At 33.0% G+C, this 15,659-nt stretch carries 13 protein-coding genes; 12 read left to right on the top strand and 1 reads right to left on the bottom strand.

Features of this window, described 5'->3' with window-relative positions:
- Positions 1–240: 240 nt before the first annotated feature.
- Together AC1RPQ_RS06585 and AC1RPQ_RS06580 are read left to right on the top strand one after the other, a co-directional pair.
- Positions 241–2,070, top strand: a complete 1,830-nt coding sequence (locus AC1RPQ_RS06585) for an APC family permease (protein ID WP_481761954.1) — start codon at positions 241–243, stop codon at positions 2,068–2,070.
- A gap of 109 nt (positions 2,071–2,179) precedes the next feature.
- Complete coding sequence (locus AC1RPQ_RS06580) at positions 2,180–3,265, top strand: glycosyltransferase family 4 protein (RefSeq protein ID WP_481761955.1); 1,086 nt, start codon at positions 2,180–2,182, stop codon at positions 3,263–3,265.
- Positions 3,266–3,301: 36 nt separating this feature from the next.
- Here AC1RPQ_RS06580 and AC1RPQ_RS06575 read toward each other — a convergent pair whose 3' ends face one another.
- The gene (locus AC1RPQ_RS06575) at positions 3,302–3,937 is read right to left on the bottom strand and encodes a YigZ family protein (protein ID WP_481761956.1); all 636 of its coding nucleotides are present in this window, start codon (positions 3,935–3,937) and stop codon (positions 3,302–3,304) included.
- A gap of 48 nt (positions 3,938–3,985) precedes the next feature.
- Between AC1RPQ_RS06575 and AC1RPQ_RS06570 the strand changes: the two genes are divergently transcribed.
- The 10 genes from AC1RPQ_RS06570 to AC1RPQ_RS06525 all read left to right on the top strand — a co-directional run bounded on the left by AC1RPQ_RS06570 (position 3,986) and on the right by AC1RPQ_RS06525 (position 15,472).
- Positions 3,986–5,314 (top strand): ATP-dependent helicase ComFA, encoded by a 1,329-nt coding sequence (locus tag AC1RPQ_RS06570; protein ID WP_481761957.1) that lies wholly within the window; start codon positions 3,986–3,988, stop codon positions 5,312–5,314.
- A gap of 116 nt (positions 5,315–5,430) precedes the next feature.
- Positions 5,431–5,991, top strand: coding sequence for a ComF family protein (locus tag AC1RPQ_RS06565; protein ID WP_481761958.1), 561 nt, complete (start codon positions 5,431–5,433; stop codon positions 5,989–5,991).
- A 205-nt stretch (positions 5,992–6,196) separates the two neighbouring features.
- Positions 6,197–6,757 (top strand): ribosome hibernation-promoting factor, HPF/YfiA family, encoded by a 561-nt coding sequence (hpf, locus tag AC1RPQ_RS06560; protein ID WP_409021489.1) that lies wholly within the window; start codon positions 6,197–6,199, stop codon positions 6,755–6,757.
- Positions 6,758–6,910: 153 nt separating this feature from the next.
- Positions 6,911–9,274 (top strand): preprotein translocase subunit SecA, encoded by a 2,364-nt coding sequence (secA, locus tag AC1RPQ_RS06555; protein WP_481761959.1) that lies wholly within the window; start codon positions 6,911–6,913, stop codon positions 9,272–9,274.
- A 94-nt stretch (positions 9,275–9,368) separates the two neighbouring features.
- Positions 9,369–10,485 (top strand): peptide chain release factor 2 gene (gene prfB / locus AC1RPQ_RS06550; protein ID WP_481761960.1). Its coding sequence is split into 2 segments (ribosomal slippage): positions 9,369–9,440 and positions 9,442–10,485, totalling 1,116 coding nucleotides; the frame shifts between segments, so codons are not numbered across the junction.
- Positions 10,486–10,581: 96 nt separating this feature from the next.
- A complete protein-coding gene (gene ftsE / locus AC1RPQ_RS06545) occupies positions 10,582–11,277 on the top strand; it encodes a cell division ATP-binding protein FtsE (RefSeq protein WP_481761961.1) in 696 nt (231 codons plus the stop codon).
- Entirely contained in the window at positions 11,258–12,145 is an 888-nt protein-coding gene (gene ftsX, locus AC1RPQ_RS06540) for a permease-like cell division protein FtsX (protein ID WP_481761962.1), read from the top strand. The genes ftsE and ftsX overlap by 20 nt, the downstream gene beginning before the upstream one ends.
- Before the next feature lie 130 nt (positions 12,146–12,275).
- Positions 12,276–13,412 (top strand): PDZ domain-containing protein, encoded by a 1,137-nt coding sequence (locus tag AC1RPQ_RS06535; protein WP_481761963.1) that lies wholly within the window; start codon positions 12,276–12,278, stop codon positions 13,410–13,412.
- A 24-nt stretch (positions 13,413–13,436) separates the two neighbouring features.
- Positions 13,437–14,138: a response regulator transcription factor gene (locus AC1RPQ_RS06530; RefSeq protein WP_481761964.1), complete on the top strand. Its 702-nt coding sequence runs from the start codon at positions 13,437–13,439 to the stop codon at positions 14,136–14,138.
- Positions 14,139–14,197: 59 nt separating this feature from the next.
- Positions 14,198–15,472 carry a sensor histidine kinase gene (locus AC1RPQ_RS06525; RefSeq protein WP_481761965.1) on the top strand — a complete coding sequence of 425 codons (1,275 nt, stop codon included), beginning with the start codon at positions 14,198–14,200 and terminating at the stop codon, positions 15,470–15,472.
- The last annotated feature ends 187 nt before the right edge of the window (positions 15,473–15,659 follow it).

The raw sequence follows: 15,659 nt of genomic DNA, 5'->3' as shown, positions 1-15,659 counted from the left end.
AAAAAATGATGAAAATTTAAGAGCTATTAATCCGTGTTATTCTGGGATTAGTAGCTCTTTTTTTATGCTGAAAATAAAGTTTGTTTGCAGTATTGTATATTTAAAAATAAACGAGTAAAATAGAGTGAATTCGGTGAATAGAAATTAGTAATTAAAATAACTATTCAGTAAAATAAATGCGCTGTTTTGGCATCATTTATGAATGGATTTTTAAATATAGAACATAAGGGGTAAAGAGAAATGCGTCGTTATTTAAAGAGACTTTTAATTGGGAAGCCATTAAAATCTTCTGAAGAAGGAGATCAACAATTATCAAAATTTAAGGCATTAGCGCTCTTATCGTCAGATGCACTCTCATCTGTGGCGTATGGTACGGAACAAATTGTTACCGTTTTAGTGGGCTTTTCAGCAATGGCAATCTGGTATTCATTACCAATTGCATTGTTAGTCTTAGTTTTATTGGCTTCAATTACAATTTCGTATCGCCAAATTATCCATGCTTATCCTAAGGGTGGAGGCGCGTATGTTGTCTCAAGTAAAAACTTAGGTAAAAATGCTGGATTAATTTCTGGTGGATCGCTTTTAATTGATTATATGTTGACAGTAGCGGTTAGTGTTTCCGCAGGGACTGAGGCATTGATTTCTGCGGTACCTTCGTTATATGGACATCAAGTAGCAATCTCAGTGGTTATTATTATTTTGGTAATGGCAATGAACTTACGAGGCTTGCGGGAATCAGCTTCATTCTTAACTATTCCTGTTTATCTTTTCGTGGTTATGATTATATTGATGTTACTAGTTGGTGGTTATAATATTATGACAGGTCAAGTACCTTACCACGCAACAGCTGCTGTGGGTACGGCCGTTCCTGGAATTACACTAGCCTTACTTTTGAAAGCATTCTCATCGGGATCATCTTCATTAACTGGTGTTGAAGCAATTAGTAATGCAGTGCCTTTCTTCAAAAAACCACATGCTAAAAATGCTGCTGCTACTTTAACAATTATGGCGACGCTTTTGGCAGTCTTCTTTGGTGGAATAACATTCTTAAACTATTGGTATGGCATTATTCCTACTGAAAAAGTAACTGTTCTTTCACAAATTGCACAAACAACATTTGGACAAGGTATTTTGTATTACGTTTTCCAATTTTCAACAGTATTGATTTTAGTATTAGCTGCAAATACAGGTTTCTCGGCATTTCCAATTTTAGCGTTTAATTTAGCTAAAGATAAATTTATGCCTCATTTGTATATGGATAAAGGTGATCGATTAGGCTACTCTAACGGAATTATCACGTTAGCGGCCGGATCAATTATTTTAACATTTATATTTAATGGATCAACGTCATTATTAATTCCATTATATGCGGTAGGTGTGTTTATTCCGTTTACGTTGTCTCAGACAGGGATGATTGTAAAATGGTATCATGATCGCCCAAAAGGTTGGATTATGAAAGCCTTTTACAATTTCTTAGGGGCCTTTATCTCATTTAGTATTTTGTTGATTCTCTTTAGATATCGCTTATCAACAGTATGGCCATTCTTTATTATCATGCCAGTTATGTATATTATATTCTATAAAATAAATGATCATTACAATAAAGTTGCCGAACAATTACGTTTAACAGAAGAAGCAGAAATTCATGATTACGATGGCTCCACAGTTATCGTGTTAGTTAGTTCTGTAACGCATGTTACAACGGGTGCAATTAATTATGCACGTTCAATTGGTGACTACGTAATTGCAATGCACGTTTCTTTCGATACAAATCCGGAAAAAGAACATGAAACGGAACGTGAATTTAAAGAACGTTTCCCTGGTGTTCGTTTTGTTGATTTACATTCGTCATATCGTTCAATTGCTTCACCTGTTGTGAAATTTACAGATGTTATTGCTAAGAATGCCGCTGCTCGTAACTTCACAACGACAGTCTTAGTACCACAGTTTGTTCCAAGAAAACCATGGCAAAATATTCTTCATAATCAAACGAGTTTAAGATTGAGAACGGTCTTAAATTCTCGCGAGAATATTATTGTTGCAACATATAATTATCATTTGAAAAAATAAACATTGAAAAGTATCAATTAAATTTAATTGATACTTTTTTTGTATTTATTTAACAACGTGGTATAGTTAAGACTACTATGACAGAATATTTTTAAGGAGAGATATCAAAATGTTTCCAATTATCGTAGCATTTTTCGCAACAGCGCTTATCTCCGCGTTGCTAACTCCCGTTATTAGACTATTTTCAATTAAAATTGGAGCAGTCGATGTTCCAAATAATAGACGAGTAAATAAGGTTTCAATGCCTACAATGGGTGGATTAGCCATTTTTATAGCTTTTAACTTTACGAATTTTTTTATTTTAAAAAATCAATATCCAATAAAAATGTTAGTGACACTGTTTGTTGCTGAATTGGTAATTATTATCACCGGTGTTTTAGATGATAAGTTTGAATTAAAACCACGCCAAAAGATGTTTGGCATCACAGTTGCCGCCTTGATCGTCTACTTTTTTTCAAATATGCGAATGACGACATTCACTTTACCTTATTTTGGTATTATTAATTTAGGATGGATGAGTTTCCCTATTACAATTATTTGGATTTTAGCTATTACAAATGCTATTAATTTAATAGACGGATTAGATGGCTTAGCAACTGGGGTTTCCATTATTGATTTATTTACAAGTGGTTTGGTAGGCTATTTCTTTTTAGTTAATACAAATAGTTATATTGCAATTATGATGTTTACGCTGGTTGCTGCTCTGATTGGATTTTTGCCATATAATTTCTTTCCAGCTAGAATCTACTTAGGGGATACAGGCGCGTTATTTATTGGATTTATGATTTCAGTATTCTCTTTATCTGGACTTAAAAATGCAACTTTTATTTCTATTATTGTGCCTGTTTTAATATTGGGTGTACCAATTACGGATACTGTTTATGCAATGTTACGCCGGATTTTAAATAAAAAGCCTATCTCTCAAGCAGACAAACATCATTTACATCATCGTTTGATGCAAATGGGGTTAACGCATCGACAGACAGTATTAGTTATATATGGCATTGCGTTAATTTTTTCATTTATTTCATTACTTTATCCAATATCATCAATTTGGGGTTCAATACTAATGTCAGTTGCGACATTAGTGGGACTAGAACTATTCGTAGAGTCCATCGGATTAGTTGGATCTAAACGAAAGCCACTGCTAAATTGGATTAAAAGAATTGTTAAAACGATGACTTCAAAAAAATAGATAGTAAAAAGGATGTCCAGTAATTGGGCATCCTTTTTACTTAACTTGAATTTCATTATATAAATCTTGGCCTAATTTAAAAGTTATTTGGTTATTGAGTAGGTTGATTAGTTGATCTTGTAAGGTTAATATCAAATTTTTATCAACTGCTAAAGTTATTTCTACTGTTTCAAGATAGGTTGTGTGTTGGATTATAATTGAATTTTTTTCAAGATAATTTTCAAGTTTTCCAACATTTTGGTAAGCAATTTGGCAAATAAGTTCGGTTTGTAAAATACGTTCAACGATACCAATTTGTTCAATCGTCTGCGAAGCAGCATTACTATAAGCACGGATTAAACCACCAGCACCTAGCTTAATACCACCAAACTTTCGACTAACAACGATACAAATATTTTTAAGCTGATTTTTTTTAATAACTTCTAGAATGGGAACACCAGCCGTTCCAGAGGGTTCACCATCATCGCTTTGACGTTGGATTTCAGACTCAGTACCAAATGTGTATGCAAAACAGTGATGTCTTGCTTTAGGTTCTAATTTCTTGACTGATTCAATAAAAGCAACTGCATCAGATTCTGTCGCGATTCGAGTGACACGACAAATGAAGGAAGACTTCTTTTCAATTAATGTGGCTAAACCAGATTCTTTAATTGTTAAATAATTTTTTGACATAATTAAGGTTCCTTTGCGTATTTAAACTTATTGAAGGGATTGAGGAGAATGACACTTTCAAGTTTGTATGGTCGTTTAATAACTGATTCAGAAATTGACGAAACTATTAATTTAGATGAACTTACGTCGTACCCAGGAATTAGTATTGAAGATAAACAATTAATCTGTCGCAGATGCCTTTCACAACTTAATTTAAAGGAAAATAAATTACAAGGTGACCGGTACTATTGTTCATACTGTATGATATTAGGACGTATTTCAACTACGACTACACTTTATACTATACCTGAACCCAACTTGTTTTCAACTCAAAAAGGGAGTCCATTGACGTGGAATGGAGAATTAACGACTAGCCAAGAAATATGTGCTAATGAAGTGAAACAAATTTTTAAAAATTCGGGTGCCCGGCATTTACTGTGGGCGGTAACCGGCGCTGGTAAAACAGAAATGCTATTCAAAGGTATTGAAGCTGCTATTATGGATGGTAAGCGCATCTGTTTAGCATCACCACGGGTCGATGTTTGTATTGAATTATTTCCGAGATTGCAGGCAGCATTTCAAAATATTGATATTTGTTTGCTGCACGGAAAGACAACGGAACCATACCGTTATACCCAACTAGTCATCTGTACAACACATCAATTGTTAAGATTTCATAAAGCGTTTGACGTTATGATAGTTGATGAGGTAGATGCCTTTCCATATGCACAGAATCAATTACTGCTTCAAGCAACAACACAAGCAACTAAACAAAAAGGGGCAAGTTTATTTTTAACGGCAACCCCAAGTGAGGATCTGTTAAAGGAGGTTCGCTTAAAACAATTAACGGTTAGTTATTTACCAATACGCTTTCATGGTCAATTATTGCCTGAAATTAAAATTAAATTTGAAAAAGCGTGGGAAAAGAATTTAAAAAAAGGACGTTTACCCAAAAAATTAACACTGAAAATGACAGAGTGGCTAAAACGTAAGGATCCATTTTTAATTTTTGTGCCGAAAATTTGGTTATTGGAACCAGTAATGGAAGCATTTAAAAAGAAGTTTCCTAATTTAAAGGGGGACACTGTTTATTCTGAAGATCCAGATAGACTAGATAAAGTTAAGGCAATTAGAACAGGCGAACTACGGTATCTAATCACAACAACAATTTTAGAACGTGGTGTGACATTTGCTAATCTGGATGTTTTTGTTCTGGGTGCAGATGATAAAACTTTTTCAACGGCAGCGTTAGTTCAGATTGCTGGCAGAGTGGGACGTAATGTCAATCGTCCGTTTGGTGACGTTATCTTTTTATGTTGTGACTACACGATTTCAATAAAAAAGGCAGTTGGACAAATAAAAACGATGAATCGTAAAGCAAGGAAATTAAAGATATGAGAAACTGTCAGATTTGTCATAATACATTTAGTCAAAAATTAACGCTAGCATTTATATTATCGACTAAACCTTATGAAAAAAAGATAGTTTGTAAGAGATGCCAGGAGCAGTTACGATTGATTAATACTCAGTTAGCCTGTAGAGGATGCGGTCGAGAACAAAATAGGCCACAATTATGTGCGGATTGTAAGAAATGGCAACTTATTTATCCTAATTTAAATTTTCAGAATCAAGCGTTGTACATTTATAATGATTTTATGAAAGATATCATTAAAAATTATAAGTTTAATGGTGATTATCAGCTGAGAACTATTTTTCAAGTACAATTAAAGCACAAAATAGAAACAATTGATTTTGATTACCTCGTGGTGATACCTGTTGATTCTGAAACGTTAAATAATCGAGGATTTAATCAAGTCTGTGGTCTTTTAGATATTAAGCATGATCATTTTTTAGTGCGAAATAATACGGTTAAAGAAAAACAATCGCATAAAAATAGGCAACAAAGGCTTGAATTAATTCAACCGTTTGAACTTAGTCCAGATTGCCCAGATTTATCGGATAAAGTTGTTTTGATTGTGGATGATATTTATACTACCGGCCGAACACTATTTTATGCCCATATTTTGTTAGCACAAAATGCTAAAAGCATTAAGAGTATTACCCTTGCAAGATAATGAACAATAGGTACAATTTTTAAATAAATTAGTATGATATATTTAAGCAAAAGTTAAAATGACTGTTAACGATTACAATGGCGTTTTAAATAGATTTGTTAAGGGATATCATTTGTAAATTTAAGTCTATTCGCTTATAATTAAATCAAGCGGTAAGGTAATTAATAGTTTCGTTACCTGCTGTAGATTGAAGGGAGAGTTTATTATGTTAAAATACAATATTCGCGGTGAAAATGTTGAAGTTACAGATGTTACTAGAGATTATGTTGAAAAGAAATTATTTAAATTAGAAAAATACTTTACTGATACATCTAATTCAACGGCCCATGTTAATTTAAAAGTTTATTCAGATAAAACGGCCAAAGTTGAAGTGACAGTTCCGATGCCTTCTCTCGTCCTTCGAGCTGAAGAAACATCACAAGATTTACTTTCAAGTGTTGATCTTGTGACTGATAAATTAGAACGTCAAATTCGCAAATATAAAACTAAAATTAATCGCCAATCAAGAGGCAAGGGAATTAAAGATATTGAAATTCGTAATGAAATTGCTGATGAAGAATCAGATTCTATTGATGAAGTAAGCAAATTTGATGTTGTTCGGACAAAGCATGTTTCTTTAAAACCAATGAATAGTGAAGAAGCTATTTTACAAATGGATATGTTGAGCCATAACTTCTTTATTTACGAAGATGCTGATACAGAGGGTATTAACATTGTTTACAAACGTAAAGATGGTCGCTATGGTTTAATTGAAGCTGAAGATTAAACTAACCTTGAAAAGCCTGTTGAGTAAGTTAACTACTCAGGGCTTTTTTGTTATTTTAGTTTAAAATTTATTGATTTAGTGATACTATAAAAAATGATATTATAATTAAAAATAATTCAATAAATGTGTTTGATATATAAGGGGAAAAGCTAAATGGCAAATGTATTAAGACAATGGGTTGAAAGTGATAATCGTGAATTAAGAAAACTAGGCAAAATAGCCGATAATATTGAAAATATGGCCGACGAGATGGCTTTATTATCTGATGATGAACTAAAAGCTAAAACACCTGCTTTTAAAGCAAGATATCAAGAAGGTGAAACGCTTGATGATCTTTTACCAGAAGCATTTGCAGTGGTACGAGAAGCCGCAAAACGTGTGTTAGGACTATACCCATTCCGTGTGCAAATGATTGGTGGAATGGTTTTAAATAATGGTGATATTGCGGAGATGAAAACTGGTGAAGGTAAAACTTTAACAGCTACTATGCCCGTTTATTTAAATGCAATTTCAGGTCTAGGTGTTCATGTTGTTACTGTTAATGAATATTTATCAAGCCGTGATGCAACAGAAATGGGCGAATTATATTCATGGTTAGGTTTAACTGTCGGATTGAATATTAACGAAAAAACAGCTGAAGAAAAGCGCGAAGCCTACGCAGCTGATATTACCTATTCAACAAATAGTGAATTAGGCTTTGATTACTTACGTGATAACATGGTTGTTTATCGTGAAGATATGGTTCAAAGACCTTTAAACTATGTTATCGTCGATGAAGTTGATTCAATTTTGATTGATGAAGCTAGAACACCGTTGATTATTTCTGGTCAAGCTGAAAAGACGACTGCCATGTATGTTCGTGCAGATCGTTTTGTTAAAACGTTAACTGAAGAAGAAGACTATAAAATTGATCTTGAATCAAAATCAATTTCATTAACCGAAGAAGGAATTCGTAAAGGTGAAAAATATTTTGGACTAGATAATTTATATGATACAGATAATACAATTTTGACTCATCATTTGGATAATGCATTACGGGCTAATTTTGTTATGCTACGTGATAAAGATTATGTTGTACAAGATGGTGAAGTTATGATTGTTGATCAATTTACTGGTCGTATTATGGAAGGTCGTCGTTATTCTGATGGTGTTCATCAAGCTATCGAGGCTAAAGAACATGTTGAAATTGAAGACGAAACTAAAACAATGGCTAACATCACTTACCAAAATTTCTTTAGAATGTACAAGAAATTATCTGGTATGACGGGTACTGCTAAAACTGAAGAAGAAGAATTCCGTGAAATTTATAATATGGAAGTTGTTCAAATTCCAACGAATAAACCTATTATTCGTGATGATAAAGCAGATTTATTGTATCCATCTTTAAATAGCAAATTTAAAGCTGTCATTGCTGATATCAAAGAACGCCATGAAGCTGGTCAACCTATGTTGATTGGTACTGTAGCAGTTGAAACGTCAGAATTATTGGCACAAATGTTAGATGATGCTGAAATTCCACATGCTGTCTTAAATGCTAAAAATCATGAACGTGAAGCTGAAATCATTTTAAATGCTGGACAACGTGGTGCTGTTACCATAGCTACGAATATGGCCGGACGTGGAACTGATATTAAATTAGGCCCTGGCGTTAAAGAAATTGGTGGATTAGCTGTTATTGGTACAGAACGCCATGAATCTCGTCGTATTGATAATCAACTTCGTGGCCGTGCTGGCCGTCAAGGGGATGATGGGATGACACAATTCTATCTTTCTTTGGAAGATGATTTGATGTTACGATTCGGTTCAGAACGTATTAAGAGCTTCTTAGAACGTATGAACATTACTGAAGATGACGCTGTTATCCAAAGTCGTATGATTACAAAACAAGTTGAATCAGCACAAAAACGTGTCGAAGGTAATAACTATGATACACGTAAAAATGTTTTACAATATGATGATGTTATGCGTGAACAACGTGAGGTTATTTATAACCAGAGACAACAAATTATTATGGAAGAAAAAACATTAAAACCTGTTATTATGCCTATGATACAACGTACTGTTAATCATATTGTTCAGATGCACACGCAAGGTGACCAAAATGAATGGAATTTACAAGCTATTGTAGATTTTGCTGTCTCTTCAATGGTTAATGAAGACAGTATCTCATTGGCAGATTTAGAAGGTAAAGATGCTAACCAAATCGAAGCCTACTTGGTCGACCGCGCTGAAAAGAACTATGAAATTAAAGAAGATCAATTAGTTGATGCAGCACAAATGCTTGAATTTGAAAAAGTGGTTGTGTTACGTGTTGTTGATGATAAATGGACAGCGCATATTGATGCAATGGATCAACTTCGTCAGTCTATTGGACTACGTGGCTACGGACAATTAAACCCTCTAGTTGAATACCAATCAGATGGATTTAGAATGTTCGAAGAAGTCGTTGGAGCAATAGAATTTGAAGTGACACGTTTATTTATGAAAGCTGAAATCAGACAAAATATTAAACGTTAATCAAAAAGTTAATCAGAGAACATTATTAAAGAGTCACTTCCGAATTCGATAGAGTTTGAAGGTGACTCTTTTTAGTAAATTAAGGAGAAAATTGATGGAATTAAGCGATTATAGGAAACAAATTAATGAAATGGAACAAAAAATAACTAACTTCAGGGGGTCTCTTTGACTTAGAGACGCTGAATGAACGTATTTCTGAAAATGAAGAACGAATGGCTAACCCAGATTTTTGGAATCACCAAGAAGAAGCACAAAAAGTTATTGACGAAAACAATCAATTAAAAGGTAAATATGATGCGTTTCATGATTTAGAGAGTAAGGTATCAGAATTACAAGTCATGCTTGAATTATTACAAGAAGAAAATGATAATGATATGCTAATAGAATTTGATGACTTGTTTAACGAGACAAAAAAAGCACTCGACAAGTATCAATTACGATTATTATTGAATGAACCTTATGATAGCAGAAATGCTATTTTAGAAATCCATCCAGGTGCAGGAGGTACCGAATCTCAGGATTGGGGATTAATGTTACTTAGAATGTATACGAGATGGGCTGAAAAAAGTGGGCTAATCGTCGAAACAGTAGATTATCAATCTGGCGATGAAGCGGGATTGAAAAGTGTGACGCTTCTTATTAAGGGAGTAAACGCGTATGGTTATCTTAAGAGTGAAAAAGGGGTGCATCGATTAGTTCGTATTTCACCTTTTGATGCTGCTGGTCGACGCCACACGTCTTTTGCATCTGTTGATGTGATGCCAGAGTTGGATGATTCAGTCGAAATAGAATTAAATCAAGATGATATCAGAATGGAAGTATTTAGATCATCCGGAGCTGGTGGACAACATATTAATAAAACATCTTCAGCAGTTAGATTAATTCATATTCCAACAGGGATAGTAACTTCGAGCCAAGCGCAGCGGTCACAATTTCAAAATAGGGCAACGGCTGAAAGTATGATGAAATCTAAGTTATATCAACTTGAAATGGAAGCAAAAGAAAAAGAACGTGCTGCCATTCAAGGTGAACAAATGGATATTGGATGGGGGTCGCAGATTCGATCATATGTGTTCCACCCATACTCAATGGTTAAGGATCATCGTTCCGATTTTGAGACTGGTAATGTTCAAGCGGTAATGGACGGTGATATAGATGGATTTATTAATGCTTATTTACAGTGGAAATTAAAAAATGAAAATCCAAGTTAAAAAATGAAACTTAATTGTAAGACTACTGCAATATAAAGGTAAATAATCATGCTATAATGAAAATGTTATGAAAATAGACACAGGAGGATTCACTGTTTGATAGAATTTAAAAATGTATTTAAACAATATTCTGATGATATTATTGCAAGCAATGATATTAATCTTCGAATTGACCAAGGTGAATTCGTATATGTGGTTGGACCTAGTGGTGCCGGAAAGTCGACATTTATAAAAATGATGTACCATGAAGAACAAGCAACATCTGGTGAAATCACAGTAAATGATTTTCATTTAGAAACGATGAAACCAAAAGAAGTACCATTTTTACGAAGAGATTTAGGAATTGTATTCCAAGATTTCAAATTATTACCTCGTTTAACAATTTTTGAAAATATTGCATACGCGTTAGAAGTTATTGAAAAAGAACCTGCAGAAATTAAAGAACGTGTTGATTACGTGCTAGATCTTGTTGATTTGTCTGACAAGGCGGATAAATTTCCGGAAGAATTATCTGGTGGTGAACAACAAAGAATTGCGATTGCACGTGCAGTTGCAAATAAACCAGAAGTCTTAATTGCTGATGAACCAACGGGGAATTTAGACCCTGAAACGTCAGATGATATTATGTCAATTTTAGAAAAAGTTAATGAACAAGGGACAACAGTTATCATGGCAACTCATAATAGTATTATTGTGAACAAATATCCACATCGTTTGTTGGCTATTGAAGATGGCCGTATTGCCCGAGATGAAGAAGGAGGAAAATACGGTTATGAAAATGAGAACGTTTAGGCGTCATTTTGGTGAAAGTATTAAGAGTTTACGTCGTAATGGATGGATGTCTGTTGCTGCTATTAGTGCTGTTACTGTAACGTTAATTTTGGTTGGGGTGTTACTTTCAATCTTAATGAACGTAAATAAATTAGCATCTGATGTTGAGAACGATGTTCAAGTCAGAGTGTTTGTTGAACGAAAGACAACAAAGAATCAACAGGCTGATTTGAAAAAGAAACTTGAAAGTTATTCAGAAGTTAAAAAAGTTACTTTTTCAAGTAAAAAGGAGCAATTACAACAAGTTGTTGGTAGTTATGGTAATGAATTTAAGTTATTTGGTGGGGATGATAATCCACTATATGATACATTTGATGTTCAAACTAAAAAACCAAAACAAACTGAGCAAATTGCAAAACGTGCTAAAAGTTTAGATTATGTAAATGATGCTAGTTTTGGGGGCACATCTGCTAAAAAACTATTTAAAGTAGTTGGTAATATCCAAAAATGGGGTATGATTATTAGTGCTTTACTCCTCTTTGTTGCAGTATTCTTAATTTCTAACACGATTAGAATCACAATTTTATCTCGAAGAAATGAGATTGGAATTATGCGTCTAGTAGGTGCGACGAATGGATTTATCAGATGGCCGTTTTTACTTGAAGGTGCATGGACTGGGCTTTTAGGTGCTATCATTCCAATTATTTTAGTTGATTTTGGCTATATTTGGATTTATAACGGTTTACAAGTTTCGTTGGCATCAACTAGTTATCAATTATTAACACCAGGAACTTTCTTGGCAGAAATTGATTTATTATTAGTGTCAATCGGGATAATTATTGGTGCTTTAGGATCGTTCGTTTCAATGCGTCGTTTCCTTAAAATTTAATTAAATTTTAAAAGACTGATTTTGCTAAATGCAAAATTCAGTCTTTTTTGTTATTATGATTATCTTTTTTGAATCATGACAAAGCATGATATAATTTGAGTACTATATATTAAAGAAAATAGGTGCATTTATGGTAACGCTTAAAATTATTGGAAACTTTTTCATGCAACCAACGCTTTGGTTAGCAATTATACTGATTTATGGTATGTATACACGAAGAATTAAAAAAGAGAGACAAGCATTTAGAACAGCTGTCGATAGTGATTTTTATGAGGGACGTCATGCAATAAAAGTAGGCTTTATTTTTAGTATTATTGGATCAATGTTACTATTTGGACTAGGTGTTATGTTGCCTATTAACTGGGTAGTTATTTATGCTATTTTTATGATTTTAGGACTACTACTATACCCAGTATTTGATGCTATCTTTCCGCTATTTATTATATCGGGACTAGTATATGGGATGACTAAATCTCAATTAAGTAATTTTGAAATATTTAAATATGAAGAATTTCACGTTGAATTTACGACAGGGATTCTACTGATAGGGACAGTCATTTTATTTATAACTGCTTGTGCGCTGTATTTATTCAGAAATAGTCCCTTATCGCCGAACACACAGTCAGGTAAACGAGGGCGAAATATATCGTCGTTTAGTATGAAGGATCTGTATCTGGTGCCACTTGTAATTCTAACACCGGGTGATCAATTCCATAGTGTACTCTCTTGGTGGCCAATTATTCATATAGCAGGTACAGAATTTAACATCATTATTTTACCATTAATTGTTGGGCTATCATTACGTATCTATAAAGAAATACCAAGAGTAGCTATCAAATTTATAAAAAAACAATACTTATATTTAGCTTTTATAGGGACAGGTTTAGCGATAATGGCTATATTTATACCAATAATGGGGATATATGGATTAATTGTTCTATTAGTTGCGTATTGTATCAGCCAATATATGATCAAACGCCATGATAATAAACAAGAAAAATGGTTTGCAGAATCCAATGAAGGAATATTAATTGTAGGGGTACGCCCAGGTACGCCAGCTTCAAAGATGGACGTAGAGGTTGGTGATGTGGTCGTTCAATGTAATGGCATTGAAGTTAGAAACGAAACCGAATTGTATGAAGCATTACAGAGTAGCTCAACGTATTGTCGATTAAAAATTAGGACATTTAGTGGAGATACAAAAATAACAGAAAGTGCGATATTTTCAGACTCACCATATGAAATAGGGTTAGTCATAATTAAATAAATTTAGTTATCAGGGGGATAAATAATGAAAAAAATTTTAGTTGTAGATGATGAACCAGCAATTGTTACGCTGTTAACGTATAATCTAGAAAATGCGAACTATGAAGTGCATGTAGCAATAGATGGGCCTAGTGCATTTAAAAAAGCAACAGAACAAAATTTTGATTTCATTATTCTCGATTTGATGCTGCCTGGTTACGATGGTATCGAAGTTACAAAAAAATTAAGACAAGAAAAAGTAAAAACGCCAATAATCATTTTAACGGCTAAAGATGATGAATTGAATAAAATAATTGGTTTAGAAATTGGTGCAGACGATTATATGACTAAACCGTTTAGTCCAAGAGAAGTAATAGCAAGAATTAAGGCTATTTTGAGACGTACTGAACATGACTCATCTAAGGATGAACAAATTGATAATGAAGTGAGAGAATTTAAAGATTTTAAAATTGATTTTTCTAACTATTCAGTTTATAAAAATGATGAAAAAGTTGCATTAACACCAAAAGAGTTCGAACTTTTAGTATATTTTATTAAACGAACAGGACGTGTGCTAAGTAGAGAAAAGTTATTGAGCGGTGTTTGGGGATACGATTATGAAGGGCAAACAAGGATGATAGATATGCATGTGAGCCATTTACGCGAAAAATTAGAAGTAGATGCTAAAAACCCCCTATATTTAAAGACAGTTCGAGGATTTGGCTATAAGTTTGAGGAGAATAAATGAAACAAAAACTAAAATGGATAATTACGACGTTAATCTTGTTGCTAAATTTAACATTTAGTATGACACTTCTATGGGATGTATCCGGGAAACTTTTTAGTAAGAATAGTATTATTGGAGTAAGTGTGTTGAGTTTGATTGAAATAGCTATACTTTATAAAATAGCATCTAAAGCAGGTGCTGAGTCCGAATTAATGGCTAATATATTGAATAGTTTAGTCAATAAAGGAGATTCTTATCATGTATTACTAGATACAGATAGTCCCAATTTTGAATTATCGAAAGCCATTAATCGTGTTGAAAGTTATCAAAAGAAAAGAAATATTCACTATCAGGTACAAAATAATAACTATCTAAAATTAATTGAACATTTGACAGTTGGGGTTATGCAAATTGATCATAAAAGACAAGTACTAGTCGTAAATGATATGATTTCTAAATTATTAGGCCAACAGATAGAAAGTAAGCAACATTCATATATTGATGATATTAAAACATACAAATTGAGTGGACTAATTGAAAAAGCCATTAAAACACAAGATAAGCAAAGAGATGAAGTTGAAATTGCCAATACAAACAGAGTGGTTGATGCAACGGTCGTCTATATAGCAAATAACAATGTAGAATTTCAAGTAATCGTAATTTTATATGATATAACTGAGCTGAAATTATTAGAGAAAATGCAAAATGAATTTGTCGGAAATGTGAGTCATGAATTGAAAACACCAGTAACAGCAATTAAAGGATTTGCTGAAACTCTTTTAGAAGAATCTGTTGATTCAAGTACAACTAACAAATTTTTAAATATTATTTATGACGAAAGTGAAAAATTAGAAGTATTAATTCAAGAGATATTAAAATTAGCAAAAGGGCAAAAACCCAAAGAAAATATTTCGAGTTTCAATTTAGATGCTATGATAAATTATGAGTTAGATTTATTAAGTAGTACTATTAAAAGTAAAAATTTAATAGTAGACAAGAGAATAACAAAAGATCTTTATGTAAAGTTTGATAAAAATAAGATAGCCACTATCTTAGGTAATTTATTGCAAAACGCTGTTAAATATAATGTTGATAATGGGCGTATGGTAGTTGAAGTAGGCAAAATAAAGACAAGATTTTTTATAGCAGTATCAGATACTGGTATTGGTATTTCAAATCAAGACAAAAAAAGAATATTTGAACGTTTCTATAGAGTAGATCCGTCTAGAAATAAACAAATAGAAGGTAATGGGCTTGGCCTCGCTATTGTGCAGGAACTAGTGACATCAATGGGTGGAGAGATTAGTGTGAAAGATTCGAATGATAAGGGGACTGAAATTACGATTTATTTGTAATATTAAGAGATATTCACATAAATAGACTTGACCAAGAAAAAGAAAGCTGATATATTTAATAAGTGCTATTGAGGCGATAATGAATATCGCAAATAAAGTGTTGACATGAGATATACCAGATGGTATATTAATAAAGCTGATTGATACGGCAAGAAGAAATGAATATTTATTCAAAAAATTCTTGACA

Source organism: Dellaglioa sp. CoH-57-MRSF-21, assembly GCF_056781915.1.
Note: the sequence above shows the minus strand (reverse complement) of the source record. Positions and strands in the feature narration are given on the sequence as shown.

Coding starts and splice junctions, on each gene's coding strand:
- hpf (WP_409021489.1), top strand. CDS start 6,197: ATGTTAAAATACAATATTCGCGGTGAAAATGTTGAAGTTACAGATGTT.
- AC1RPQ_RS06585 (WP_481761954.1), top strand. CDS start 241: ATGCGTCGTTATTTAAAGAGACTTTTAATTGGGAAGCCATTAAAATCT.
- secA (WP_481761959.1), top strand. CDS start 6,911: ATGGCAAATGTATTAAGACAATGGGTTGAAAGTGATAATCGTGAATTA.
- AC1RPQ_RS06535 (WP_481761963.1), top strand. CDS start 12,276: ATGGTAACGCTTAAAATTATTGGAAACTTTTTCATGCAACCAACGCTT.
- AC1RPQ_RS06575 (WP_481761956.1), bottom strand. CDS start 3,937: ATGTCAAAAAATTATTTAACAATTAAAGAATCTGGTTTAGCCACATTA.
- AC1RPQ_RS06580 (WP_481761955.1), top strand. CDS start 2,180: ATGTTTCCAATTATCGTAGCATTTTTCGCAACAGCGCTTATCTCCGCG.
- AC1RPQ_RS06525 (WP_481761965.1), top strand. CDS start 14,198: ATGACACTTCTATGGGATGTATCCGGGAAACTTTTTAGTAAGAATAGT.
- AC1RPQ_RS06530 (WP_481761964.1), top strand. CDS start 13,437: ATGAAAAAAATTTTAGTTGTAGATGATGAACCAGCAATTGTTACGCTG.
- ftsX (WP_481761962.1), top strand. CDS start 11,258: ATGAAAATGAGAACGTTTAGGCGTCATTTTGGTGAAAGTATTAAGAGT.
- AC1RPQ_RS06570 (WP_481761957.1), top strand. CDS start 3,986: ATGACACTTTCAAGTTTGTATGGTCGTTTAATAACTGATTCAGAAATT.